Source organism: Pseudomonas petroselini (genome assembly GCF_045037875.1).
Lineage (GTDB): Bacteria > Pseudomonadota > Gammaproteobacteria > Pseudomonadales > Pseudomonadaceae > Aquipseudomonas > Aquipseudomonas petroselini.
In genome coordinates this window covers 3,797,363-3,823,274 of record NZ_CP173614.1, presented here as the reverse complement: position 1 = coordinate 3,823,274, position 25,912 = coordinate 3,797,363, and the positions used below count along the sequence as shown (strand labels likewise).

Here is a 25,912-nt window from a genome sequence, read left to right as displayed (position 1 = left end):
CTACGCTTTTTCGACTAGCGCTCGATACACCGCCTCTGGCGTTATGGGCAGTGAAGTTATGCGGACGCCGACTGCATCCTCAATAGCTTCAGCGATTGCTGATGCGACGCCAAAAGTGGCGCTCTCCCCTACTCCCTTGGCGCCAAACGGGCCATTTTCTTGATAGGAATCTACGAAGTCGCATCCAATTTTTTCTGGAATATCATGAATGCCCGGAATTTTGTAATCGGAAAATGACGCATTTCTTAATTGACCGACCTCATCAAACTCCATGCGCTCATATAGAGCCATGCCCAATTGCATGATCGCAGCGCCAGAAATCTGCGTTTCAACAATTTTTGGATTTATCGCGACACCACAGTCCACAACGTTTTCGAACTTAAGAACTCGTACATGTCCGGTTTCAGTGTCAACTTCGACTTCAACGCCCGAAGCACCAATCATCCAGTTGGGGGTAATATTTGGCGATTGGCCTTGCTCGTTGTCGGGGGACTGATAGCTTGGAATGAAGGTACCAGTGCCCACAATGTTTCCGGCCTGCATACCATACTTTTTCTTTAGCAAAGTGCTGGCACTAGCGACCCCTCCACTCTTGATCCCGAGGGTTTTGGCCAGTAACTCGATGTTGCCCAACACATCCTGTGCCGCCAACTTGACAGCGTGCCCCATATGGAAAGTTGAACGGGACCCCAACGTGGCCATATCGTAAAGGGTGGCATCCGTGTCGGAGTGTACAACCCTAATATCTTCGGTTCTCAGACCTAACACTTCAGCTGCTATCGTAGCCATCGCCGTGTCCGATCCTTGCCCCATATCGACAGTGCTGATGTAAAGAATACAGCTTCCGTCACCTTGTATCGTGACCATTGCAACCGAAGTGGTGGGCGCTACAACAGCCTTGAAGCCTATTCCAACTCCTCGTCCTCGACGCACCACCCCTGTTGTCCGAACCATAGGCACGTCCCATTTCATCCGTTCGGCCACCCGCTGAAGCACCATCGTTAGCGCGGCATCCTTCATAGGTGTTCCGGTCGCGTGTGGTCGACCATCCACAAGCAAATTTTTGAGTCGAAATTGAATAGGATCCAAGTTGAGCGACCGTGCAATGATGTCTGCCTGGCTCTCATAAGCCCATACAACTTGTGTTATACCGAAGCCTCTAAATGCACCTGCTGGGGGCAAATTTGTATAAACCTGATACGAGTCGATCTCTACATTTTCAATGTCATAGGGACCCGCAGCTGTAAATCCAGATTTCTGAGTGACTCTTGGTCCAATATCTGCGTATGCGCCACCATTCCACCAGACTTCGCATTTCCGGGCGATGATGATCCCGTCCTTGTCTACACCGCTGCGTATCCGAAAAGTGGTTGCGTGCTTTGTGATTGTGAAAAACTGCTCCTCCATTGTCAGTGCAATTTTCACTGGTCGCCGCACGATCAAAGCTAACGCAGCAGCTAAAGCTTCGAGTTTAATGTAAAGCTTCGCACCAAAGCCTCCGCCCAAGACCCCTGTTTTTACCCGAATTTGATTCTCTCGCCAGCCTAGTAGTCGAGCAATCTCAATACGCACGAACGACGGGCTCTGCGAGGCGGTATGCAATATCAAAGTGTCTCTCTTCGGCTCCGCAATAGTAACAAGCGGTTCGAGAGGCACATGCATGACCTGCTGTGTGGTGAACGTATTATCGAAGCGATACTCGGCCTGCGCATAAACTTTCTCGAAGTCGCCGCGCCTCACTTTGAAATCCAGTGCTATGTTTGTATCTTTACGTCCGGTTAAATGCTTCAGATCCGGAAAAGTACCCGCGGGCTTCAATATATCGTGAACGTAAACGGTTGATTTAGCCGCCTCTACTTCATCGAAAACTGCTGGCAACCTTTTATATTCAACATCAACCAGGTGAGTTGCGTGCTCAGCCACGTGAGGATCATCAGCTAAAACTACAGCGATCGGCTCGCCCACGTATCTAACTTTCTCCAACGCCAGAATGGGCTGATCGTGAAAAGCAGGACCATAATATGGATTGGGTATTACCTTTAATATATCTTCACCTGTGATGACCGCGTAAACTCCCTCTATTGCTGCGGCGCTTTCTGTGTGGATAGCTCTGATGATAGCGTGCGCTTCACGGCTTCTCACAATCTTCGCATATAGCATTCGAGGCAGAGTTAGATTGTGCGTGTAGTCTGCAATGCCAGTTACTTTATCCCTCGATTCCAGACGATTGATCCGCCGCCCTACTTGAGATTCAGCAACGTTATCTTGTGGACTAATATTGTTCATTATTGCACCTGCCTTTTAGACGCTGCCAAGATTACTCGGCGCAGCGTTACGCGAAGGAGCTGTCGCTTATAATCTGCGGTCCCGTGCGTATCTCCCATTACTTCTATTTCATCAGCTGCTTTTTCGCTAATAACTTGTATTCTCTCAAAATTACTCAAGTCCACCCCATTTAGGGCGAGTTCAGTTTGAACAAGTCGAATCGGTCGGTCAGTGGCTGCACCCACAACAATACTTGCATCTTTTATGATATTGTTCGGTGTATCAAAAGTGACCGCCAGCCCCAAGGCCGGCCAATCGTGAGCTGCCCGCGTTGTAATTTTCGCGTAATGACCATATTGGCGTTGAACTGGAACCCTGACGCCGACTATCAACTCGTCTTTAGCAACAACAGTCTCATAGTAGCCTGTACATAGGCTATCTGCGTGGACTTCTCTAAAGCCTTTTCGGCCAGCAATTATTACGCTCGCGTTCATTGCTGAAAGTACGGGGGGAAGGTCCATGTGGGGGTCAGCATGGGCAAGGTTACCACCAACAGTCGCCACATTTCGAACACGGACATTTGATAGTGTCTTCAACGTTCGGTGTAACAAAGGCCACCGCTGCATGACTATTAGACTATTCTCGAGCTCAGCCAGGGTAGTTAGTCCACCCACCTCTAGAGTGCCGTCGCTGCTCTGAGCAATATCGCTGTATCTATCGCCAATGCAATGAAGGCCTATTAGCTTGGTGGGGCTCAGCACCCCAGCTTTCATCATCAGCATGACTGCGGTTCCGCCACCAACCGGCCTGACATTAGGGTCTTCGTCGTCTAATAGCTCCAGGGCCTCATCGAGAGAATAGGGAACTAGGAAGTCAAAGGGGGTCATTGGTCAGATCCGCCGTTAAACGAGCAGCTTTGGCAATTTCAAGTAAAAACGCGGAGACTTCTGTGGGTGTTTCTAGGGGAGTAAGATGCTTAGCTCCGGGTATAATTTTTATCGTTGACCCACGAATGCTGCTATTAAGGAATCGGGCCATGTTCACTGGCGTCGCGCTGTCGTGCTCACCTACTACTATGCCCACTGGTAACGCCAACTTCGCGAGCCCCTCACGCGCGTCGAAACTGCCGAGCATGCGGCATGTTTCCGTGAATGCGATGGCATCATTTTTCAAAAAAATGTTCGTGTATGTACTTACGGTCTTTGGATTGCTCGCGAGAAAGCTCTCGCTAAACCATCGTGTTTGTTGAAATGTAATCATTGCTTCAAACCCATCCGACAAGGCTTTTTCACCACGGGCTTTCCATTCCGCTGGAGCGCTGCTGCCGTACCACGCAGTTGTATCAATGAGGACTAAACCCAAGGAGCTTGCAGGATGGTCTATGGCGAATTGCATTGCGATACATCCACCCATGGAGGCACCTGCAATTGTCGCTCTATCCCAACCGACACGGTTCATTACTTCAAGTCCGTCTTGCGCCATCCGGCTGGCGCTATAAGGTATTGGAGCAGTAGAGGAAGCTCCGTGCCCTCTGCAATCGATAGCTAAAACTGATGCTTGTCCGCCAATTTTTTTTGTGATTGGCTCCCAAAACTCTGCGGTCATGCCAAGGGAATGGAAAAGTAAGAAGCGGTGCTTTGCGTCCGGCTGTACGTGGAGACGATAGGCAATAGTTGCACCATCGCTGGCAATTATTTTTTTCATTATGAGTACCTGATTGCGCGTTACTGAACCGAACAATGCTAGGTACGCGAATGAGGTGCAAACGAATTTTTTGGGCCCTATCCATCAAGGAATTTCATACCCCAACCACGGTAAGTTTCTTGACTTTATATGTCCATCGCAAGCGAACCAAATTAGGCTGTCGATCCATCGTACAGTCGCATTAAGATTTTGTCATAAGCTGTTCTTCCCATATCCCCCTAAGTTTATGCCTATTCACCTTTCCCACATCGGTTTTCGGCAAATCATCTAGAAAATACATATACCGAGGAATTCGATTGTGAGGAAGTACCTTATCAAGAAACTTCGCCATATCCCCCGGAATTAAACGGCCACCCCCCTTTAGAGTTAAGAAACATGCTATATCCTGGCCATATACACCATCGGGAACGCCCAGGGCAAAAACCTCATTAACAAAGGGATGCTCAGATATGGCCAGCTCAATCTCGCGGGGAGAAATTTTTGTCCCTCCCTTGTTAATAACGTCATCGATTCTTCCCATTACCACGATCTCACCAGAATCTAGTATTTTTCCGTAGTCACTAGAATAGTAAGTTCCGGCCCCTAAAGCATTGCGCTCCACAATATCAAAACCTATTTCCTTTGCTATTTTAACGCTATCAACCACTATTTGGCCCACACCTTTGCCTAACCCCGAAAAACACTCTTTTTTTTCAATGCGCAGTCTTACTGAGTCCACCGGTGCCCCCACCGTCTCGTCAAGCAAAGAGGCTTCTTTTTTACCGGCCAACCAACCGACCTCGCTACACCCGTATAAATTGACGATAGGGACACCAAGAATTTGGTGGATTTCAGCTAGCTCACCTGGCATGAGCGGTGCCGAACTATTTGTCATCAGTCTCAAAGATTCAAGATGGCCTTTTCCTTTTACCACTCCATTGTTCCTTAACAAACGTAAAATTGCCGGGCCGCCCGGTGCGACAGTGATGGCATTTTTTTCAATCCAAACTGAGAACTTTGAAAGCGAGAACGTCTGAGCAAGATGCAAGGTAATGCCTAACTGCAAGAATGGCATAAGACTCAGGATTTGAGCCGAAAACCATGCGAGCGGTCGATACTCAATCATTCGATCGGTTTTATTAAAATTAATAAGATTGATGCTATCTGCACCGTTTAAACGATATGATTTAAATGTATGGGCCACTGCCTTCGGTGTGCCAGAGGTTCCGGATGTAAAGCATATAGCAGCTAGGTCCTCATCTTCGTTATCGCAGTCAAACTCCAGTCGACGGCCGTTTCCCGCAGTTCGGGCAGCTTCAACGCAAGCCTCCTCATGTTTCGCTACGATTTCTGCCAACATTAACAGACGAATTTTATTCTTTTGCAGGATGTCACAAATCTCTGTTGAAGCACCGACCATGGACTTGGGAAAAACGCAAGTCGATGATTTTAGCTGCTTAATTGCGCTTGCGAACGCCTTAACACTCATTGCGTTGTTTGAGATAGGGCAAACAATTACGCCTATCCGCCACAAAGCACACCAAACTAGCACCGACACCGCACTGTTATCCATCAATAAGATCACGGTTTGGCCGGGCATCACACCTGCGCCAATCAGTGCAGCACCATAGGCGGCAGAGTTTGTTGCTAGATCTTGAAAAGTCCAAACCTCATCATTTTCGAGATCGACCAAAGCTACTTTGTTCGGATCAGATGCTCGAAGCTGCTCAATCATAGCTAGGACGCTGTCAGATTTTGATTGACGCATAATTAGCAGGCCGGAGTAACTAGGGATCGTAAACGGTTCAATGTCCAGTCGCGGAAACTTCTCACCTTGGCAATCTCTGACTTACGTTTGGTAGAAACAACATAATAGCTCGAAGACGACTTCACTCTGAATTTGAATGGCTCGACTAATCTATTTTTAGCCAAATCAGCATTTACTAACGGCGTACGCCCTATAGCGATGCCACCGCCCTCTATAGCAGCAGCTAATGAAGTTAACTGCAGGTGAAAAATTGATTCCGTCGCGAAGCGCAAATCTTCATATCCCGCTGCGTTCATCCAAGCCGGCCAGTCATCTTGATAAAGTGAATAATAGTAGGTTCGAATCCGGGTCCAGCGTGACACTGACTCAGTGAGAGACTCGCTACTGTCGGCAGTTTCTAGCTGACTTGGGGCGCATACCGGAAAATACTCCTCTTCATGTAGGAGATCTGCGCGCATTCCTTCCCAACGACCAGAGCCATAACGTATTCCAATATCAAACTGGTCGGCTGCGAACTCATCAAAACTTGCTATGGTGAAAAGCTTGACCACGATATCCGGATGTTTGTCTTGGAAATCCTTTAAGTGGGGGATTAGGCATTTGACCGCATAGGTCGGCAAACAAGCAACGGTCAGCGTCACTTTGGTAGTTCCCCGGCGCACGTTCTCACTTGCCACTGCCAGCTGCTCCAGCGCCTGTGCCACATCCCTTAAATAGACTTCAGCAGCCGGAGTCAGTGATAGCCCGTTTTTTTCTCGGACGAAGAGCTCGGTACCGAGTTGGTCCTCCAAGACCTTGATCTGGTGGCTTATCGCGGTTTGTGTAAGACCCAGCTCATGGGCTGCTCGAGTGAAACTCAAATAGCGAGCTGCCGCTTGGAATCCGAGTAAACTTTGGGTAGAAGGAATAAAAGGCTTTGCCATATGATGATTTACGCTCCCATATTGCCTCATACGCGACGGTCTCGGCCGTAGGCGGTTGACGAAGCTCGATCATATCACCGTGTCAAGTGCATGCTGGTGCGCACTCATGCGTGTTTATAAAGAGTTACCATTAGAAAACATCCTTGGATCAGTCACTCTCAGCTCCAGTGAGACTACGATTTCACCTATCGACCCCGCCCGCCACGTCTGCGCCGCACCCAGCCATGCTCACGCCTAAAAAGTCGGGCCTAACAGTCTGCGCATGCGTGCCATTAAACGATCCCCAACCTCTGGCCACCCCGGTGCGGCTTGTTTCGCCGCGTATCGCCTCGGATTGGCATAGGTCGTCACCGTCTGATACAAAACGATGCGAGCGCACCTCAGACCTAATGAATGGCAGAGCTCAACAGTCAAAAACCACGGAAACCGTGGTGGCGATCTACCACGGTTTGTCATTCATTATCAGCTCTTTTAATCTAGACGAGGATCACCCTAAGCGTTTCGGTGGCTCTAGCATGGGGCTATTGCATCAGAGTGGAAGCGTGCACGATAGCGACCAGGGCTTTCGCCGGTCCATTTCTTGAAGGCGCGATGGAAGGCGCTTGGCTCTTGAAAGCCGATCCGCTCGGCTATTTCACTGATGCTGTTGTCTGTCTGGCGCAGCAGCTCAATGGCCAAGCTCCGGCGTACCTCGTCCTTGATTTCCTGAAACGAACATCCTTCGCGCTCTAGACGTCGGCGTACTGTACTGGGACTCATTTGCAGAGTACTGGCAAAGACATCCAGGGAGGGCCAGTGGCTGTAATGACTGCGGTGCAAACGCTGATAAAGCTGGGTTGCCAAGCCGTGCTGGTTGCGAAAGCGGATCACCAACCACTGCGGCGCACTACGTAAAAATTTCTTGAGCGAGGCCAGGTCCTGAACGACCGGCAAGCGCAGGTAGCGGCTACAAAATGCGATTTCCGTGCGCCCGGCTGCGAAGCAAAGGTTGGGCCCCCAGAGTAACCCATCGTCACTGAGGGAAAGTCGCGACTGACGGAAATCCGCGCGATCGATAGGAATGCGCCGTCCGCCCAACCAACACAGGAGGCTAATGATTAACGCTAAGAAAATTTCCTCACCAAAACAGATGACGTTCGCATCGCCCGAGTGAGTCTCCAGACTGATCACTGCACGCTTGCCGCGCACACTGAGGCTGCCGCGAAAATCCCGCAGAAACAACCCAAAATTGGCAAGGCACTGGCGCAGAGCTTTGCCCAGGTCAGGTTCCTGAATCAGCCCCCGACAAATCAGAGCAAAACTGCCGATCGGCATGCCGTGTGAATCCAGCTGGAAGAATTCGTCCTGCAGTTCACGAATCTGGATCAGCCACAAAGCAACAAAAGCACTGGCGGGAACCCGGGCCCTCGGCTGGTCCATCAAAGTTGGGTCGATTCCGGCCTCGGCCAGTATCGACGACAGCCGCTGGGGCTGGTCCCGCAGCGCATGTGTGATGGCGAGTACAAAGTAGACCGCGACAGAATCCTTTTCCCGCATATCTTCAGCTCCCCTCACTTACCGAGTGGTAATAAACGCCAGAATCGCTGAACAGTTCTGGCATAGGCCCGATCAACAGCGGGCTCTAGACTGAGGCATTAAGGGGCACGACGCGGCATCTGTCGAGCCCTCCAGCGGACCGCGTACTGGATAGGCCAGGGTCCGTGAAGCTGAAGTCGGGTGAAGAGGAGAATTAGCTGCATGCATCTGCACACACTTGGCGTGATCGGCGCCGGCACCATGGGTAATGGTATCGCACAGGTCTGTGCCCTGGCCGGTTTCGAGGTGATCCTGCTGGACATTGATCCAGACGCCCTAGAAAAAGCCCTGACAACCGTGGCGAAGAACCTCGACCGGCAAATCGCCAATCGGACTCTCACCGAAGAGCGGAAACAGCACGCTCTGGACAAGATCCACACCAGGACCGACTACGCCAGTCTATCCAGCACGCAGCTCGTTATTGAAGCCGCCACCGAAAACCTCGCGCTAAAACTACGCGTACTGCAACAAATCGCCGCGCAAGTCAGCGCCGACTGTGTGATTGCCTCCAACACGTCCTCGCTGTCCATCACTCAACTCGCGGCCAGCGTCAGCCAGCCTGAACGCTTCATCGGTCTGCACTTTTTCAACCCGGTGCCCGTGATGAGTCTGATCGAAGTGATTCGTGGTCTGCAAACGAGCGATGCCACCCATGCCTTGGCGCTGGACATGGCGACCACACTCGGCAAAACCGCGATCACCGCATGCAACCGTCCGGGTTTCGTAGTCAACCGGATACTGGTGCCGATGATCAATGAAGCGATCCTGGTGTTTCAGGAAGGTCTGGCCAGCGCCGAAGGCATCGACGCCGGCATGCGTCTGGGCTGTAACCAACCGATCGGCCCCCTGGCGCTGGCGGACCTGATCGGCCTAGATACTGTGCTGGCCATCCTTGAAGCTTTCTGCGACGGCTTCAACGACAGCAAATACCGGCCCGCTCCGCTGCTCAAGGAAATGGTCGCCGCCGGATATCTAGGACGCAAAACGGGGCGCGGCTTCCATGCCTATGCCTGAGCGTTGCTCGCGCTTCGCCCAATACCGGGACAAAGTGCTGGAGCTCGCCAGTAGGGGTTCCGGTCAGGTCGGCATGCATGGGCTCGCGACCTGCCTGGGGCTCACTCCAGACTCGTTGTATCACCATTTCCCCAGCAAACAGCGCTTGCGGCTCGACCTGATCGAGGAGTTCTACGAGGAGCTGCTGCCCACCATTGGGCGAATCGAACAAGCAGCCCTGGCAAGACGCGACAGACTCAGGCAAAAGGTAAGCGCGCACCTGACTCCTCATCAGGAAATGCCTTGGCATTTTCGTCTGGTGGAGCTCGACAGCGGCTGCCTTAATGAAGAGCAGCAACGGGTCCGGCAATCGCGCAAGCAGTACGAACGCAAGTTGCTGCTGATACTGGGCGTCCGACACCGACTCGATGAGCAGGGCCTTCTGGCTACCGCTCATGCCATTGCCGCCTTGCTTAACAGCGCCCCCAGTTGGCTGACGCCCTATTTGCTGGATGAACAAGAGCGCAGTAATTTAATGGAAAATTTAGTGAGCGCCGCTGTTGAGCGGTTGCCGACGCGAAGATGCACACATGAGGCAACGAGCCTCACCCAGCCTCTGGAAAAAATATCAAAAAAAACCCGGACATCCAACGCATTTTAGCGCTTTGCGATGCGAGTCGCTGCCATTGAAGCTCAATGCCCGCAGGGAGGCGATGTAAGGATGTATCGCGAGAGGCCGATCCATAGGAATGGAGGTCCGTTCGCACATGTCTGCAAACAACTTTAACCCGCAGGCTAAAACCTTCTATCGCCCCATTGATGCAGCATTGCGTTGGTGCAATCTCATTCGTTACGAAGAGCAGATCGTGCAAGCGGCTTGGTTGCGCCCGGAAAAGCTCAGGAATCTGTTTCCTCAATGGCCGTGCCTACAGGCCAATACTGACAAAATTTATGACGCGATCCGCAATGGGGAACTACCGTATGGTTCCTTCGGTATTTCGGTCCCTTTGGGCACTCCTGTAGAGCTCTCTCTGTTGACCGTGAGACACTCCGACTTACGTCTTTGGATGCAAATCTACTACCCCGATCAGCGACCCGATTTCCTGTTCGAATCGAACTACGACGCTCAAGATAAGATCAGCGTGGGTGCTTACTTTGCACTCCAGGCCGAACGGGATGCTCTCCTGCGAGAGCGCGATGCTCTGCAACATCAGCTTCGAGATGTCGAAGCTGACCTTCAGGCACTGGGACTCGAGCAGGAAAGCCTTAAAACTCTGGTAAAAGCGCAGGGACAGCTCAGCGATCGTAGTGAACACACCTACCTGCAGATCATCGGTGCCTTGGTCAACACCATCTTAGACGTGTCGCCCGCAGGTAAACCTCTTTCCGTGTTCAAGAGCCAAGCCGCAATCGTCGATGCTTTGACCGCGCGACACAGTGACACACCCGGCCTCAGCAAACGAACACTGGATGAAAAGTTCGCGGCAGCCAATCGCACTCTCAAAAAATCCACCTGAGTGCCAAGTCATTGCAATGCAATGCACTCGATTGCAGTGCAATGACTCCCTCACTTTTCTGCTATTCACTTCAGTTCACTTCTCAACACGCGCCAATCGGCGCCAGGAGTGACCATCATGTCTAGCCAACCCTCGTCTAACTCTCAAACATCTCAAGTGCAGTTCGAACGTCACATCATGCGACGCGACGAGGTGGAGCGAAAAACCGGCTTCAAACGTGCCCATATCTACAACCTGATGAAGGAAGGTAAATTCCCTCAGGCCAAACGCATCGGAATGCGCGCGGTCGGCTGGGACTCGCTGGAAATCGAGCGGTGGGTCGTTGAACGCCTAGGCCAGCAGGGCTGATGCCATGCGCGTGGTATCGGTGGTTTCCACTAAGGGTGGGGTAGGCAAAACCACAGTAGCCGCCAACCTCGGTGGTCTGCTAGCAGATGCTGGCCAACGCGTCCTGATGCTCGACCTGGATAGCCAACCCACCCTCTCCAGCTACTACGCTTTGAGCCAGAAAGCTAATGCAGGTGCTTACGAACTTATCGCCCTCAACCTGACTACTTATACCCAGATTATTTCGAGGACTGTGATTGAAGGGCTCGATCTAATCCTCTCCAACGACGATCAAGGCCGACTGAACACCTTGCTGCTGCATGCCCCTGACGGACGTTTACGACTGCGCAATCTGCTCGACAATTTCCGTCGCAATTATGACCTGCTCTTAATCGACACTCAGGGCGCACGCAGCGTGTTGTTGGAGATGGCCATCCTGGCCTCCGATCTCGCCATCTCTCCCATCACTCCGGAAATGCTCGCCGCCCGCGAACTGCACCGAGGTACCTTGAAGCTGATGAATGAACTCGAGCCGTTCCGTCATCTGGGCATTCAACTGCCCTCTTTGCGATTGCTACTGAACCAGGTGAATACCATTCGAGTGGACACACGGATGATCATCCGTGCTCTGCGCAATACCTTCGCAGAGGCTCCCAATACCTCGGTCTTAGAAACTGTAGTTCCAGACCGAGTGGCCTACCTCAATGCAGCCACGCTCAGCTTGCCCGTTCACCGAATCGATTATCGCCAGTCACGTCAACGGCGTTCGCCATCAGCGCTGGAAACTATGCAAGCACTGGCCATCGAGTTGTTTCCGGAATGGCGCGAAGCGATCTCCAAGGTGAACGGGTGAGTGGAGATTTGATGAAGCGAATGACCCAGCCAGCATTTCTCACCCACTCATTGGGTTTGATCAACCTTGAGGCCAACAGTGGTTGGCTAGGAGTTTTCTGATGTTGGACCAACTACCCATCTTCCTTCCACCCTCTACTCAACCACACCACCCGCCTTGCGACGAGTATTGCACCGTAGTGTTTCGCCTGCAGGGTGGGCGCTCGACCATGGGGTGGCTTTTCGCAGAACTATCCCGACATTTCGAAGGTTCGGGCACTGCCGAGGTCGTCAAGTTCGAGGTCGGTGACCATTTGCGTAACCGGCGTTAACTGAGGTTGTTCCGATGAAAAAGCTCAGTCAGGAGCAGATCACCGACAAGCTGCACCAGGACCACTTCCCTCGAAGGCCGGAGTTGGAGCGGCTGTCCGATCCACTTGCTGACACGCCTATGTTGGTCACGCTGGAGGAACTGCGGCCCTACGAACACAACCCGCGCTTCATCCGTAATCCGCTATACGACGATATCAAGGCTTCGATCCGTGAACGGGGGCTGGATCAACCGCCACCGATTACCCGACGGCCGGGTGAAACCTATTTCATCATCCGCAACGGCGGTAATACGCGCTTGGCGATTCTCGGCGAGCTGTGGCAGGAAACTCGCGACGAGCGCTTCTTTCGCATTCATTGCCTGTTCCGACCTTGGACCAATGAAATCACCGCCCTACTCGGCCATCTGGCTGAAAGCGATCTGCACGGCCAACTCACTTTCATCGAGCGGGCTCTGGCGGTAGCCAAACTCAAAACCATGCTCGAAGCAGAGGGAGCTGTGTTCTCACAACGGGAACTTGCACGACATCTTGCCGCTGGAGGCTATCCGATTTCGCAGCCGCACATCAGCCGGATGCTGGACACTCTCGAACACTTACTGCCCGCGATTCCACAAACCCTATATGCCGGATTGGGTAAGCCCCAGATCGAACGCTTGATCGGCCTACGCAGCCAGGCAGAACGAACCTGGAACCGATATCCAACCGCCCCCGTTGCGTTCGTCGATTTCTGGCTCGACACCCTGGGCTATTTCGATGCAGAACCCGAGTCATTCGATCTTGAGCAAATCCAGGATGAAGTGCTCGAACGCATGAGCCACTTACTCGGACAGTCCTATCGTATGTTGGCCCTGGAGCTGAGCGACACCCAGCGGGTCGTCTTGACGCCTGGCGTTGCCCTCACCGCGCCCTCCGAGAACATCCATCTGCCGAGCATTGATGAAGCCTCGGCAGGACCTCCTTCCTCCGATCCTCATCCCAAATCAACTGAGACCAAGTCCCAGAATCAAACACCGCAAGAGGAACTGCTCACACCGCCCCAAACGAATGCGATATCAGCAGTAAGCCCTCCGTCTCGCGTGCAACAGATTCGCGAACAGATCGATCGCGAGACCGCCACCGACGCAGCATCTTCGGTCGACACCTATGCGATCGACGACATCTGGACCATCGAACCAGCACTGGATAGCCCCGAACATCTGCGATCCGCCATTGCCGCATTGGCGCGGGAAATGGCGGCCTATGCCGGACATCCCGAGGGCATCATCGACCAGCAGCATGGCTTAGGCTTCGCCCTGAACATCGAGCAAGTTGATCTTGCAGTGCCTCGCGCGACCGGCGTTCACCTACTGCTCCTGGCCCTGCTGCGCGCTCAAGACGAGGTCAACTGGGAGGATCGTAAGCAACTGCCGTCAGCGCTGTTCGGCCAGTTGTTGTTGGGGATCTATCAACTTCCGCTGACAGATCGTCCCGCCGTGGATGTGGGACTGGAGCGATTGCCAGACAGTCTGCTCGTCAAACTGTATCGGCTGATCCGCCTGGCCCGTCGCCTGATCGACTTGACGCTTAACCCTGAAGATGGGTCACCGAAGGAGCTGCCATGAACCTGTCCTTCAATGTGCTCAACCAGGCCATGCTGACCCAAGTATTGCATGAGTTGCGCCTCGGTAATTTACAGCGGTGCAAGGCACTCGGCCTGGGTGAGGACGACATCTATCTGTTGCAATCCTTACCGCCCACTACATTGTCGCGCCTGGCTCATGCCACCGTCCCCTGGGTCGAGATCAAGATTGACTCGCCGGTGCTGCATCGGCTTATCGAGCAGGCTGATCGTGACGAGCAGAATGAGCGCTTGATCAACCGAGCACTCAAGCTCGGCGCCAGCAGTACCATCATGTATCAGTGCTTCGGCTTGGCGCATTCTGAAACCGCGCTGCGTCGACGTCTGCTCAAGATAGAAACCCGAAAGGGGCGCCCTCAGCATTTGAGCGAAGCCCAGGAACATGCGCTGTGGCAACGATGGTGCCAGCTGCGCGCTCAAGACAGTACTGGGGACCAGCTCGACGCCATGATGATGCTGGCGGAAGAGCAACAGATCAGTTTGACTATGGTTTGGCAGCAGATCGATCAGTACAGCAACGGCACATGAACATTGCCCCTTCCAATCGCTGGCAGCGTGTCCTGCAGCAATGCATCCAGCAGTTGAATGAACGCTGGCCCGCGCATCCTGCCACTGAACAACCTTCCAATCAGGCGCTGCAGGCTGGCTTTCTGTTCAGTGGCCAATCTCAGGAAGTCGTACCACGTCGGCTGCTATTGGATAGTCGACTGACGCCATTGGAACGCAATGCTTGGCAGGTATTCCGACTCATGCTGCAAGGCCAGGGCGTGGTCACACCGCGCTATGAGGATTTGCAGCCTTACCTTTCCAGCGTGCCCTACGGTGCGTCAGCCTCCCGTGAAACTATTGCTCGGGTGTTGACGATGCTCAGGTTGACGCGCTGGCTCAGTTTGGTCAGTCGCGGACGCGATCAGCTCAGTGGACGCCTTCGAGGTTCTCTGTACGTTCTGCACGATGAGCCGTTAACCCCCGCCGAAGCCATGGAACTGGATCAGGATTACCTGGCACTGGTCGGACATGCCCTTGATCATGCCACCAAGGCGGTGCGCATTGTCGCTCAGCACGTTGTGGAGGAAGTCCGCCAGGACACGAATATCGATCGTGATCGATTACCGACGCGGCTCGACAGCTGGGGCGAACACTGGACGCAGCAAGGATTGGATCAGCCACCGGGTGATGCCTTCCACGATTCCGAACGGGGGGAAGATCATCGCGTTCGGAATCATGCAGGCGCTCGTTCGGATTCCGAACCGGGCCTGAACGCCAGTGTTTCCCGCACCGTTCGGAATCCGAACGCCGCCTGTACTGTATTAAAAGAAAGTATTTGTACAGTACCGCGCGCGACCCCGGCGGTGGATAACCTGCTCTGGCCCACTTCGCTGCACCTGAGCCCAAGCGAGCGTCAGGCCGTCGCCGTGGCGCTGAACAAGCTCAAAGCCGCGGATCGGCAGGCGGTGCTCAACGAAGCGGGGGCACGCTGTGCGGCCGGTGGAATCCGCAAGCCAGCGGCGTATCTGATGGGCCTTATCCAGCGCGCCCTGAAAGGCGACTTTCGTCCTTGGGCAGGTCAGGCAGAGTCGTACCCCATTGCAGTACCGGCCCCGTCCACACCGCCCCCCTCGCGCCCATCTCGACAACCGGGCGAACCTGCATCCGCCCTCGCCCAAGCGTGCCTAAATGAGCTACGCCAGCTGCGCGGCAAAGGTTCTGGACGTCAGTAGATTTGATGCCACTGGCATCAAATCCATTGACGTCTACATGATGAACCCTCTTACACCAAAGCGAACAAACCGCATTCAGCTTTTTGGCTGTCCTTAGTCATCACCTGTCGCAACGTTCTCGTCCAAGCCGATGCGAGGACACTACCGTGGCCGATCACTATCAACTCAATTTGGGGTCATTGCGCAGCAGCATCACCCTGACCCTGCACACCCACCACGCCGCCCGTATCTGGCAAGGTCGCGCCGCACGTGAAGGCGTCCACTCGATCATGGGTATGGCTGGCTACATCAGTGTCACCAACCTGATCAAACAAACCGCAGCCCAGGACGACCCCTATGCCGATTGGGCCATCGTGGAACTCGAAGAGAAACTGATGCAGGCCAAGGCTGGGATGCGGGAACTTACCCAACAGTTGGATCGGCTCAGGCAGGATCTGCCGACACAGATTGACATGGGCGACAACCTCAACATCCATCCCGTCACCTTGCCGTTGTATATCGGCAGCCAGCTGGGTTTCCTCGCCGTCTACCTCCTGACCGACTACGACACCTTGGTGCGCCATACCCTGTTGGCCCATCACACCGCTTTGATTGGTCGCCGGGACATGGAAGCCTGGATCGATGACGGCGCCCACCTCCTGCGCAGCCTATTCGGCCAAGCGCAACGTTACCGGCATTCTGGCGTCACCCGTGATGACATGGCAGCGAACAATGCTCGTGCTCTGGCGGCCATCGAGAAATTGGGTTTGCCCCCGATGGACATCCTTGAGGGGCATCGCCGCTCCCAGTTCGCGCCGCCAATCGTTCGCCGTGGTGCGGTGACAGCGGATGATGCCGATGCGTTGGTAGAGCAAGCGGAAGAGCCCTCTGTAACAGTGGATGAGCCGGAGGACCAAGCATGAATCTCAGGAGTCCCGCTCAAACAATCCCGTTCGACGCATTGACACTGGATGCCTATCGACAACTTGAACACGCTGCCTCCCTAAAAGGCCTTTTAAAACCTTTTAAGGGTAAGGGGGAGTTGGAGCACCTGGCGCAGGTGGCGAGGGAAATCGAGGCGCAGTTATGTCGCCTGATGGAGGTTGTGGTGCGGCAGGCCAGACAGCCTCCTTACTCACTGCTGAATGTTCGACTGGTGCTGCAGAACACCAGCTCCGGCAGCACCTTTTTGCGGTGGCGCACCCGGGACTTCGCCCGAATGGGCGTAGCGGTCTGGGAACGCCAGATTTCCAACAAGGCCTTGCCACAAGCAGTACGCGAAGGGTTGCACCGTTTCGAATGCGAGCGCATTGCATTGAACCTGCAGATGAGTGTGGTGCATTCGCTCTACCGCCAGGCCACCACCTGCGCGATCAAAATGGCCAGCGCCGAACGGCTGCTGCGCCAGTTCACAACAGCAGTCGAGGTATCACGATGAGCACTTTTTTCGTCGGCGAAGGCAATATCGGCAGTGCGCCAGAGTTCCAGGAATTTCCATCAGGCAATGATGAGCCAAGGCGTTTGCTACGGCTGAATGTGTACTTCGACAACCCCATTCCACGCGAGGGAAGTTACGAAGATCGAGGCGGTTATTGGGCACCGGTTGAGCTTTGGCACCGAGAGGCTGAACACTGGAGCACGCTGTACCAGAAAGGCATGCGTGTGCTGGTCGAAGGCCGCACTGTACGCGATCAGTGGGAGGACAGCGAAGATAATGCGCGGGTCACTTTCAAGATCGAGGCCCGCCGCGTCGGCATCCTGCCTCACCGGGTCCACGGCGTGGTCATGCGGGAGCGTTCCAGTGAACCGACGACCTCTCAAAATACAGAGCAGGCCAGTTCACCGGCGTCGAAACCCAAGAAGCGCAGAGGACAACCACCTACGGCCTGACGGTTTTAGGCATAAAAAATGCGCCTTTGCGCGAAGTCGCCGACCAGTTATTACTCGCGGCTCATGAAGACCCATTCTGTTATCCAGACTACAAGTAGGCAGCAGCCTGGGCCCATTCAAAGCGGCCCTCACCGGCTAATATGAGGAACCTGCCATTCAGGTTTCTCATATCTCGCTCCTGTTGTTTTCACCAACGCTGCTCCGAACACAATCCGGAGCAGTTCTATGTGCCTTTTCCTCTGCGAAAAACCTTCCCAGGGTCGTGACATCGCCAAGGTGCTCGGTGCCAGCCGGCGTGGTGATGGTTGCCTGATCGGCGCCGACTCAACCGTCACCTGGTGTATCGGCCACCTGCTGGAGACAGCCCCTCCCGAAGCTTATGGCATTCAGCACAAGAACTGGTCTTTGGATCATCTACCGATCATTCCCGCGCAATGGCAGGTTGCGGTCAAACCCAAGACTGCCGCGCAGTTCAAGGTCATCAAACGCTTGCTCAGTGACGCTACCACCGTGGTCATCGCCACCGACGCCGATCGCGAAGGTGAAATGATTGCTCGCGAATTGCTGGAGCTCTGCCAGTATCGAGGCCCCGTTGAGAGACTCTGGTTGTCCGCCCTCAACGAGGCCTCGATTCGCAAAGCCCTGTCCTCGCTGAAGTCCGGTCAGGAGACTTTGCCGCTCTATCACTCGGCCCTCGCCCGCAGCCGTGCCGACTGGCTGATCGGTATGAACCTCAGTCGTTTGTTTACCCTTCTTGGCCGGCGGGCAGGTTACGACGGCGTATTGTCGGTTGGACGCGTCCAGACACCCACCTTACGTCTGGTGGTCGATCGGGATCGTGCGATTGCCGGCTTCGTACCGGTGCCTTACTGGAACGTTGAAGTGCACCTATCGTCGATGGGACAGCGCTTCATCGCATCGTGGTTACCGCCACGCTCAGGCCGAGACGAGTCGGGGCGTTGCCTGCAACAGGCGCTTGCCCATCACGCGGTTCAGACAATCACTGATGGCAAGTCCGCCACGGTAATCTCGTTGCAGACGGAACATTGCCGCGAAGCGCCGCCCCTGCCCTTCGACCTGAGCACGCTGCAAGAAGTCTGCTCACGTAAGCTGGGGCTCGGCGTTCAGGAAGTCCTGAACATCGCCCAAGCCCTATATGAAACCCACAAAGCCACCACCTACCCGCGCAGCGATTGCCGCTATTTGCCCGAGAGTATGTTCAACGAGGCACCCGCGGTACTCGATGCCCTGCTCAAAACCGATTCGGCACTCAGACCTGCATTCGGGAGCCTGGATCGATCATTGCGCTCCCGCGTATGGAACGATGCCAAGGTCACCGCGCACCACGGCATCATCCCCACCACCGAGCCGGCAAACCTGGTGCGGATGTCTGAACAAGAACGCCAAGTCTACGAACTGATTCGTAGCCACTACCTCGTGCAATTTCTGCCGCATCATGAGTTTGATCGAACTCAGGTCGAACTGGAATGTGGCGAAGAGCGTTTGACCGCCGTCGGTAAACAGATTCTAGTCCAGGGCTGGAAAAGCTTGCTCTGCGAAAACCCCGAGGAGGATGAGCCCAGTCGAAAGTCCCAGGTCTTACCCGTCTTGCAACAGGGCACGCAGTGCGCAGTGGACGATGTCGAACTCAAATCCATGCGTACTGCCGCTCCCAAACCTCTCACCGAGGGTGATCTGATCAAGGCGATGAAAAATGTCGCCAAACTGGTCAACGACCCACGCCTGAAACAGAAACTTCGGGACACCACCGGTATCGGTACCGAAGCCACGCGAGCTGGCATCATCAAGGGGTTGATTGATCGCGGTTATTTGCTGAAGAAAAAACGCGCTTTGATGGCCTCCGCCGCGGCCCACACCCTGATCGAAGCGGTACCCGCAGCAGTCGCAGATCCGGGTATGACCGCAATCTGGGAACAGGCGCTGGACGAAATCGAAGCGGGACGTCTGACCCTGGATGCGTTCGTCGCCAAGCAAGCGAAATGGGTTACGCAGCTGGTCGCACACTACCGCTCGCTCACTTTGACAATAGCGGTCGACGCGAGCCCGGGCTGCCCCATGTGCAACGCCTCAATGCTCAGGCGTAAGGGAAAATCAGGGCCGTTCTGGTCATGCTCCCGCTATCCGGATTGCAAGGGCACTGTGTCGATCAGTAAAGATACGCGTCGCTCATGATGTTCCTGGGCGATCATCATGAGAACGGTAGGTTCTCTGCCTTGACGTCGTCCCACCCTCTCTGCTGTAGTGCCTCAGGATCATCGCCAATGGCGACCCAAGACCGATTTGCTCCGGGTGGCTCGGTCGGACTCATTGAGTTTGGAGCCTTCTCTTCTGCGGAATTTCATTCCTCACTTGTGCTCGACCTGATCACGGTGGCGGATGACCACTGTTGCCTCTATCCGGCAATAGCGGTCATCCGCTTCGGCGATCGTATTCAGTTCCGGAGCCCACCGGGGAAACACGGGGCACCCTTTGTGCGCGGATGCGTGCCAGCAGGTTCCGACCCAGGCCACGACAAGGGTCGGTTGGCGAATCATGACGCAGTTCAACTAAGTGTTGCGAGGCGCTTTTGGACTGCGTAAGACCGCCAAAGGTGGCTTTTCTCTTCCTCGCCTGGCGCCCCGCCAGGCCCTCTCTTCATTTTTCATTTTCTTAACTCCAATAACTGCCACCGTATTCCGGGCTTAAAAAAGTGGGTTGCAGCGTCTTGACGCTCCCCTGTGACAGGCTTATACAAAGGGCGTGGTTCGCTGTCGTTGACAGCCCAGCCCAGGTAGCTTGAACCTTAAAGGCTACGCCACGTTCGTGGTGGTTTACCCAAGTGCGATCAGCGTTCGGAAGCTTGCACGGTTACCGCTTCAGCGGTGATGAATGCCCACTACCCGATGCCTGCGGCTCACTGCCGCAGACACTCCTCTGCTGCACCGCTATTCCTCAGACGCATTGTTCTGATCGTCATCAGCTTGCCGGTGCCGAATCGTTTATCGCTCGCCTTCACCTTACCCACCCTGACGGGGCTCACTTCCCCGTCAGGGGCTGTGCGTCACCGTTTTCCCTTGAAACAGGAGAACCACCATGGCCCACGCTAACCACTCCCAAGAAGCGACCACTTACTTCAACCTGCACACCGTCGGTATCGGCTACCTCAACCGTGTTCGTGAAGTACAAGTCCGCCGCGGCCAGCCATTCATGGCCTGCGATATCGCCGCCCTGCACGGTGCCACCGATGCGGTGGAGTACACCCGCTTCGACTGCAAGGTCGCTGGAGGCGAAGCTGAACGTTTGATTCGTCTCTATATGGACGCCGTCCACGCCGAGAAAAAGGTCTTGCTGTCGTTCCGTATCGGTGACCTGTGGATCGATCCATTTCTCTATGAGAAAGGCGCTAAACAAGGTCAGCCAGGTGCCAGTTTGAAAGGTCGTCTGCTGTTCATCGACTGGATCAAGGTCAACGGCACGTTCGAATACAAAGCGCCCGCCAGGCAGGAAGCAAGAGCACCTGCTGAGCAAACGTCCACCGGTGAGTCTTACTCATCATCGGCTGGTGCCGAAGCTGAAGAGATCTACAACCCAGCAGAATTCAGGATTAAACCTGAATCTCCACCCACTCCCCGCACGGCCCGCCGTGTCGCCACGCGTACTGTTCAGTCCGCCTGAACAATCCACGATGTTTTACATCAAGGCGCTCAATCGAGCGCCTTTCTTCAATCGGCACAGGAGAACCAACATGGAATCCTTCTGGCTTTGCGACGACTGCCTGTTCGCTGTGGCTTACGAGGACTACAGCACGTTATCGCTCTACTACACGGCGGATGAGATCGAGAAACGCATCGCCGGCCTCCATCTTGGGTTGGTTCGGCTAATGCCCTTCAGTGCCGACTTCGATCCCGAAACTGGCCGTGGAATACGAACCTTCTCCCCATTGCCCTGCGAAGGTTGTGACTCTCATCTGCACGGACAACGGCATCGATTCACCCGCCTGTAAACACCGCGTCATCGGGCAATGCCCTTGGCTCTATATCCACCTCCTGGGATACCACTCCCCGTCGGGTGCGTACCCATGAATTGTTCTCTTCAGAGGTACCCCATGAACACCCAACTCACCCTGATTGAAACCTCGGATGGCGAGGCTGATCGTATCGAACAGGAAAACCAGCTGATCGACGAAGCGCTGCGCATTCTGGATCGACGACTGTTCACCCGCGGCCCCAACCTGACGTCACCTGACACCGTGGCCTCATACTTAAAACTGCATGTTGCACCTCAAGAGCATGAGGTTTTCGGTGTGATTTTTCTCGATGCTCGCCATCGCATTCTGGCATTCGAGATCCTCTTTCACGGAAGCATCGATGGCGCCAGCGTTTATCCCCGCCAAGTCGTTAAGCGCGCCCTCGCGCATAACGCTGCGGCCGTCATTTTCGTTCACAACCACCCTTCAGGGTGTACAGAACCCAGCCAAGCGGACCGCGTCTTGACCGCACGGTTGAAGGGGGCCCTGGCCTTGATAGAGGTTCACGTACTGGATCACTTCATCGTGGGTGAAGGCCACCCGCTCTCCCTTGCCGAGTACGGCTGGCTTTAACTCTTACAGGCGCCTACGGGCGCCTTATTTATTGCCATTCTGGAGCACCCTTATGAACCCTACACACCAAGCCCAAGGCTTGCTGACGGCCTCAAACCCATTTGCTCGTGGCTACGACAAGCTGTATATCGAACGGCGAGTATTGATTGTCTATGAGGACGGCTGTCCTCCCTGCTTTCGGCCTATACACGAATCTCAGGTACATCTAGCCGACGATATGCTGCAACTGGTCTACTGCGTGTTCAATGATGATGTCGCTTTGATCAGTGAAGGCCAATTCATTCTGAGTGAATTGGCTGGTTGCTGCCCGTCCAACGGGTTGGTGCACCAGGTGATCTATGCCGTAGTGGGCGACGTGTTCAACGAGCAGTTACACGTCGGCGACTTTGATTCGTTGGACGAAGCCAAGTCCGTGGTCCATCGCTTGAGTTTCGAGACTGGGCACTACAGCCGAGCCTGGGAAATAAGCACTGCACACCTCACTGAAGAAGCATTGGGCTATCTGAAGGTACGGGCTGGTAATTTTGACCCCAGACCAACCGGCCTGCTGTTCGAACCCTTTGCCTTAGCGGGCTGCAATGGCATCGGTTGCAAACTGATCGGCACACCCTGGACTGACGATAACCTGGCGAAAATCGAGGGCCTCCCTTACTCATCGCTGAGGCAAGAGCAACTCGATGCCGGCACCCCTGCAGCCTTGGTCAACGTACTGTATCTGGCGGCATTAGCGGATGTGCGATTGTTGATCTTCGACCCCGACGCTCCCGTCTTGAATGGGCTCGCCATTTTTGATGAATAGCAACGTGTTCGGCGTTAACACGACCTTCCTTGAATCGACTTCCTCGCTGAACCGCTCTTTCACCTCATGTCAGGCTCTGCACTGAATCTGACATGAGGTTTCTTCCATGGAGCGTTTTTTCACGCCTGTCTGCCTGCTGGGTTTGTTGAGTGCCTGCACCACGTCAACCCCTAACCCAATGCCGTCCCATCCACAGGTCGATAGTGGCTCCAATCGGGCCCAGCACTCGAAGGGCATAGCCGAAGAAAGCCATCCGGCAGAGCTTCGTTATGGCCGTTACACGCTTGTCAGTACCGAGCCCACCACGGAACAACGCGATCTTCTTGCTCAAATCATTGACGTGAGCATCCCGTCCAGCCTGAACCCTTCGGTGCAGGATGCATTGCAGTACGTATTGCAGCGTTCGGGCTATTCGCTCTGCCCCGCTACCGCGTCGGTGAAGGTGCTGTTTACCCGGCCCCTGCCCGCGGCCCATTACCGGCTTGGTCCAATCCCGTTGCACCGCACGCTACAAGTGCTGGCTGGCCCCGCCTGGCAACTCACGACCGATGAAGTCAGCCGTTCGGTCTGCTTCGAACAGCTGAAAACGGATGCTGGCGTCGTGCTGATCACACCCGTGTTGCCCAATCGATCGGAGGCGCGGCCATGAAAGCCTCGACGTTCCAAACCCTAATTGTCGGGTCACTTTGCCTGGCGGTCGCCGGGCTGAGCGGTGGTTTGTATAACCAATATCAGCGCATGACAGAACTGCAGAGCACGAACACCCAATACCGACAAACACTGGACGCCCTGCAACGTGATGCAGACGCCCTCAAGGATGCACAGGAAAAGCTACAGTACGCGCTGAAAGACCTGAAGCAGATAGTCGATACCGGTGAGCAACAGGCCAACACTCTCGATCCCATGCTGGATCAATGGGCACAGGAGATTCAGGAGCTGCGCGATGGTCTGGTAGGCCGCGCCACCGTGGCAGACCTGACAGTGCTACGCGCACGCCTTGAGCAGGTCGAGCAACAACTCCTGGAGCTTAAGAACCAGCCATCCCCCCCACCGCCGACGTCTTCCGTGACCAAACCGAAAAAGACCGCTCGCCCCAAGCCCGCCCCGCTTTCACCACCGTTCTCAGTGTTGGGTGTCGAGTCCCGAGGGGGTGAGCGCTTTCTGGCGGTCGCACCTCCTGAAAGTCGCAATCTTGGAGATGTTCGGCTGCTGCATAACGGCGAGCAGCTCGGAACATGGCACCTGAAAGTACTGGAACCGAACTTAGCCATCTTCGCAGTGGCGGCTCAGCCAGACCAGACCGTGCACCTCCCTTGAGACGCAATCATGAACAGAGCGCAACTGCCCACCGTCGTCTGTCTCGTTTCGCTACTGGGCACAGGAGCAGCGATGGGCAATCCCATGACGACACCGTCACGAATCCAGGACACTCAGTCCGCTCCCCTAGGGCGCGCTCACTCTGAACAGGCGGCAAGCTGGGGGCTGACGGTGCAGGAGTGGACGCGTTTCGAACAGATCCAAGCCGGTCCGCGTGGTTTCTGGAGTCCGAATCTCGATCCTCTGACTGCATTAGGGGTTGAGGCAGAGACCGACCAGGAGCGCCAGCGCTATGCCGAATTACAGGTAGCGCTGGAAGCCAAACGCGCCGAACGCGAGTTGGCCTACCAAAACGCTTACACCGCGGCCTGGGCCAAGCTGTTTCCCGGGCTGCTGCCGATCCAGGGCATGGCGTCCCCGTCCCCTACCAGCTCAGCGGTCGCGCCGCGCTCAGCCCTGTTTGTGGAGGACCAGTGCCCGGCGTGCACCGCCGAAGCGCAGCGTCTACAAAGCAGTGACACGGCATTTGATATCTACCTGGTGGGCAGCCAAGGCGAGGATGAACGCGTCCGTCGCTGGGCTCGGGAGGCGGACATCGATCCGGCCAAGGTTCAACGCCGGCAGATCACCCTGAACCATGACCGTGGTCGCTGGTTCAGCCTGGGTGCTCCGGGGCCATTGCCTGCCACATTTCAACAGGTGAACGGACAATGGCAACGCCTCGACTGAGTGGTCTTGCGCTCCTGCTGACGATGCTAGCCGCCCAGGCGGACGAACTTCCGCCTCCGGCCTATCAACTGGCGGCGCATAACGCCGGCATCCCTTCGACGGTGCTGTTCGCGATTGCCCAGCAGGAGAGTGGTCTCCGCGTCCGTGATCGACTGCTGCCCTGGCCGTGGACCTTGAACATCGCCGGTAGTCCTTACCGCTTTGCCACTCGCGAGGCTGCCTGTCACGCCTTGCTTCAGGCGCTCGCCCGACATGACCCCAAGCGGGTCGATGCCGGACTCGGGCAAACCAACTTGGGTTACCACGGACAACGTTTCTCCAATCCTTGCGAAGCCCTCGACCCTTACCGAAATCTCGCCGTGACCGCCGCGCTGTTGCAGGAGCATCACGCTGCCACCGGTGATTGGGTATTGGCTGCCGGACGTTATCACCGCCCGGCAGGAGGACCGCCAGCCGCGCGTTACCGCGCCGGCTTTTCCCGACAACTCGAACGACTCCAGTTTTCCTTCAAACAGGGCACACCACCATGAAGCGAATACCCCTTATCTGCTATTTCATCCTGCTCTTGGCTCCTTTCGCCCAGCCGGAACTGACCGAAGCTGGGGATCTGCCTAGGGACCTCGCACAATCCGATTTTCCAGCCATGGGCGTGCCGATAAATAACGAAGTTGGGGCTGATCGGCCCGGGTTCGCGGACCTGTCCAAGTTTGCCGATGAGGCCTGGATACTGCCCGTCCGCAGCTCTCACTTAAGTCCCGGCAAGATCGCATCTCGCGCCCTGAACATGCCTGGCCTGCAACCCTTCTTTCTGGTGGGCGACGATCCCCAATCGCTAACCTGGCTCCGTCAACGCGCATCTGAACTGCAGGAACTGGGTGCGGCAGGCCTTGCCGTCGAAGTGGCCGACACTGAAGCTTTGGCCCGGATTCGAGCCGCCGCTCCGGGCATCACCATCCTGCCGGTCAACGGTAACGACATCGCCACCCGCCTGCAGATTGAGCACTACCCCGTCTTGATCACCGCCACTTCATTGGAACAGTGAGTC

27 protein-coding genes are annotated in these 25,912 nt (G+C 55.1%); 21 read left to right on the top strand and 6 right to left on the bottom strand.

Annotation, left to right across the window (positions count from 1 at the left end; all coding sequences use genetic code 11):
• From ACI512_RS17495 to ACI512_RS17470, 6 genes are all read right to left on the bottom strand, one after another.
• Positions 1–2,286, bottom strand: coding sequence for a xanthine dehydrogenase family protein molybdopterin-binding subunit (locus ACI512_RS17495; RefSeq protein ID WP_231809697.1), 2,286 nt, complete (start codon positions 2,284–2,286; stop codon positions 1–3).
• Positions 2,286–3,152, bottom strand: coding sequence for a xanthine dehydrogenase family protein subunit M (locus ACI512_RS17490; protein WP_103392424.1), 867 nt, complete (start codon positions 3,150–3,152; stop codon positions 2,286–2,288). Before ACI512_RS17490 ends, ACI512_RS17495 begins: the two co-directional genes overlap by 1 nt.
• Positions 3,139–3,969, bottom strand: a complete 831-nt coding sequence (locus ACI512_RS17485; protein WP_074845551.1) for an alpha/beta fold hydrolase — start codon at positions 3,967–3,969, stop codon at positions 3,139–3,141. The genes ACI512_RS17490 and ACI512_RS17485 overlap by 14 nt, the downstream gene beginning before the upstream one ends.
• A gap of 181 nt (positions 3,970–4,150) precedes the next feature.
• Complete coding sequence (locus ACI512_RS17480) at positions 4,151–5,716, bottom strand: class I adenylate-forming enzyme family protein (RefSeq protein WP_074845558.1); 1,566 nt, start codon at positions 5,714–5,716, stop codon at positions 4,151–4,153.
• A gap of 2 nt (positions 5,717–5,718) precedes the next feature.
• On the bottom strand, positions 5,719–6,639 hold the full coding sequence (locus tag ACI512_RS17475) for a LysR substrate-binding domain-containing protein (protein ID WP_231809696.1): 921 nt from the start codon (positions 6,637–6,639) through the stop codon (positions 5,719–5,721).
• A 510-nt stretch (positions 6,640–7,149) separates the two neighbouring features.
• Positions 7,150–8,175 carry an AraC family transcriptional regulator gene (locus ACI512_RS17470; RefSeq protein WP_074845565.1) on the bottom strand — a complete coding sequence of 342 codons (1,026 nt, stop codon included), beginning with the start codon at positions 8,173–8,175 and terminating at the stop codon, positions 7,150–7,152.
• Between the two features lie 201 nt (positions 8,176–8,376).
• Between ACI512_RS17470 and ACI512_RS17465 the strand changes: the two genes are divergently transcribed.
• The 21 genes from ACI512_RS17465 (at position 8,377) to ACI512_RS17365 (ending at position 25,909) form a co-directional block, all read left to right on the top strand.
• Complete coding sequence (locus ACI512_RS17465; RefSeq protein WP_074845568.1) at positions 8,377–9,228, top strand: 3-hydroxybutyryl-CoA dehydrogenase; 852 nt, start codon at positions 8,377–8,379, stop codon at positions 9,226–9,228.
• On the top strand, positions 9,215–9,868 hold the full coding sequence (locus tag ACI512_RS17460; protein WP_103392427.1) for a TetR/AcrR family transcriptional regulator: 654 nt from the start codon (positions 9,215–9,217) through the stop codon (positions 9,866–9,868). Before ACI512_RS17465 ends, ACI512_RS17460 begins: the two co-directional genes overlap by 14 nt.
• A gap of 106 nt (positions 9,869–9,974) precedes the next feature.
• Entirely contained in the window at positions 9,975–10,724 is a 750-nt protein-coding gene (locus tag ACI512_RS17455) for a hypothetical protein (protein ID WP_074845732.1), read from the top strand.
• A gap of 117 nt (positions 10,725–10,841) precedes the next feature.
• Positions 10,842–11,072: an AlpA family phage regulatory protein gene (locus tag ACI512_RS17450; RefSeq protein ID WP_074845574.1), complete on the top strand. Its 231-nt coding sequence runs from the start codon at positions 10,842–10,844 to the stop codon at positions 11,070–11,072.
• A 4-nt stretch (positions 11,073–11,076) separates the two neighbouring features.
• Entirely contained in the window at positions 11,077–11,904 is an 828-nt protein-coding gene (locus ACI512_RS17445) for a ParA family protein (RefSeq protein ID WP_231809695.1), read from the top strand.
• A gap of 324 nt (positions 11,905–12,228) precedes the next feature.
• Positions 12,229–13,815: a ParB family protein gene (locus ACI512_RS17440; RefSeq protein WP_231809694.1), complete on the top strand. Its 1,587-nt coding sequence runs from the start codon at positions 12,229–12,231 to the stop codon at positions 13,813–13,815.
• Positions 13,812–14,360 (top strand): DUF2857 domain-containing protein, encoded by a 549-nt coding sequence (locus ACI512_RS17435; RefSeq protein ID WP_074845584.1) that lies wholly within the window; start codon positions 13,812–13,814, stop codon positions 14,358–14,360. Before ACI512_RS17440 ends, ACI512_RS17435 begins: the two co-directional genes overlap by 4 nt.
• Positions 14,357–15,553, top strand: coding sequence for an STY4528 family pathogenicity island replication protein (locus tag ACI512_RS17430; protein WP_074845588.1), 1,197 nt, complete (start codon positions 14,357–14,359; stop codon positions 15,551–15,553). Before ACI512_RS17435 ends, ACI512_RS17430 begins: the two co-directional genes overlap by 4 nt.
• 146 nt (positions 15,554–15,699) lie before the next feature.
• Positions 15,700–16,455, top strand: a complete 756-nt coding sequence (locus ACI512_RS17425; protein ID WP_231830213.1) for a PFL_4669 family integrating conjugative element protein — start codon at positions 15,700–15,702, stop codon at positions 16,453–16,455.
• Positions 16,452–16,970 carry a DUF3158 family protein gene (locus ACI512_RS17420; RefSeq protein WP_074845594.1) on the top strand — a complete coding sequence of 173 codons (519 nt, stop codon included), beginning with the start codon at positions 16,452–16,454 and terminating at the stop codon, positions 16,968–16,970. Before ACI512_RS17425 ends, ACI512_RS17420 begins: the two co-directional genes overlap by 4 nt.
• Positions 16,967–17,422 (top strand): single-stranded DNA-binding protein, encoded by a 456-nt coding sequence (locus tag ACI512_RS17415; protein ID WP_074845598.1) that lies wholly within the window; start codon positions 16,967–16,969, stop codon positions 17,420–17,422. The genes ACI512_RS17420 and ACI512_RS17415 overlap by 4 nt, the downstream gene beginning before the upstream one ends.
• Before the next feature lie 225 nt (positions 17,423–17,647).
• Positions 17,648–19,615 (top strand): DNA topoisomerase III, encoded by a 1,968-nt coding sequence (locus ACI512_RS17410; protein ID WP_231808353.1) that lies wholly within the window; start codon positions 17,648–17,650, stop codon positions 19,613–19,615.
• A 900-nt stretch (positions 19,616–20,515) separates the two neighbouring features.
• On the top strand, positions 20,516–21,097 hold the full coding sequence (locus tag ACI512_RS17405) for an STY4534 family ICE replication protein (protein WP_074845606.1): 582 nt from the start codon (positions 20,516–20,518) through the stop codon (positions 21,095–21,097).
• 70 nt (positions 21,098–21,167) lie between these two features.
• Positions 21,168–21,425: a hypothetical protein gene (locus ACI512_RS17400; RefSeq protein WP_074845608.1), complete on the top strand. Its 258-nt coding sequence runs from the start codon at positions 21,168–21,170 to the stop codon at positions 21,423–21,425.
• 102 nt (positions 21,426–21,527) lie between these two features.
• On the top strand, positions 21,528–22,022 hold the full coding sequence (gene radC / locus ACI512_RS17395) for a DNA repair protein RadC (RefSeq protein WP_231808354.1): 495 nt from the start codon (positions 21,528–21,530) through the stop codon (positions 22,020–22,022).
• 52 nt (positions 22,023–22,074) lie between these two features.
• Entirely contained in the window at positions 22,075–22,821 is a 747-nt protein-coding gene (locus tag ACI512_RS17390) for an ABC transporter substrate-binding protein (protein WP_074845614.1), read from the top strand.
• 106 nt (positions 22,822–22,927) lie between these two features.
• The gene (locus ACI512_RS17385; RefSeq protein WP_103392432.1) at positions 22,928–23,470 is read left to right on the top strand and encodes a PilL N-terminal domain-containing protein; all 543 of its coding nucleotides are present in this window, start codon (positions 22,928–22,930) and stop codon (positions 23,468–23,470) included.
• Entirely contained in the window at positions 23,467–24,138 is a 672-nt protein-coding gene (locus tag ACI512_RS17380) for a chemotaxis protein (RefSeq protein ID WP_231808355.1), read from the top strand. The genes ACI512_RS17385 and ACI512_RS17380 overlap by 4 nt, the downstream gene beginning before the upstream one ends.
• 9 nt (positions 24,139–24,147) lie before the next feature.
• Complete coding sequence (locus tag ACI512_RS17375; RefSeq protein ID WP_074845625.1) at positions 24,148–24,867, top strand: TIGR03759 family integrating conjugative element protein; 720 nt, start codon at positions 24,148–24,150, stop codon at positions 24,865–24,867.
• Positions 24,849–25,397 (top strand): lytic transglycosylase, encoded by a 549-nt coding sequence (locus ACI512_RS17370; protein ID WP_074845628.1) that lies wholly within the window; start codon positions 24,849–24,851, stop codon positions 25,395–25,397. The genes ACI512_RS17375 and ACI512_RS17370 overlap by 19 nt, the downstream gene beginning before the upstream one ends.
• Positions 25,394–25,909 carry an integrating conjugative element protein gene (locus ACI512_RS17365; RefSeq protein ID WP_103392434.1) on the top strand — a complete coding sequence of 172 codons (516 nt, stop codon included), beginning with the start codon at positions 25,394–25,396 and terminating at the stop codon, positions 25,907–25,909. Before ACI512_RS17370 ends, ACI512_RS17365 begins: the two co-directional genes overlap by 4 nt.
• The last annotated feature ends 3 nt before the right edge of the window (positions 25,910–25,912 follow it).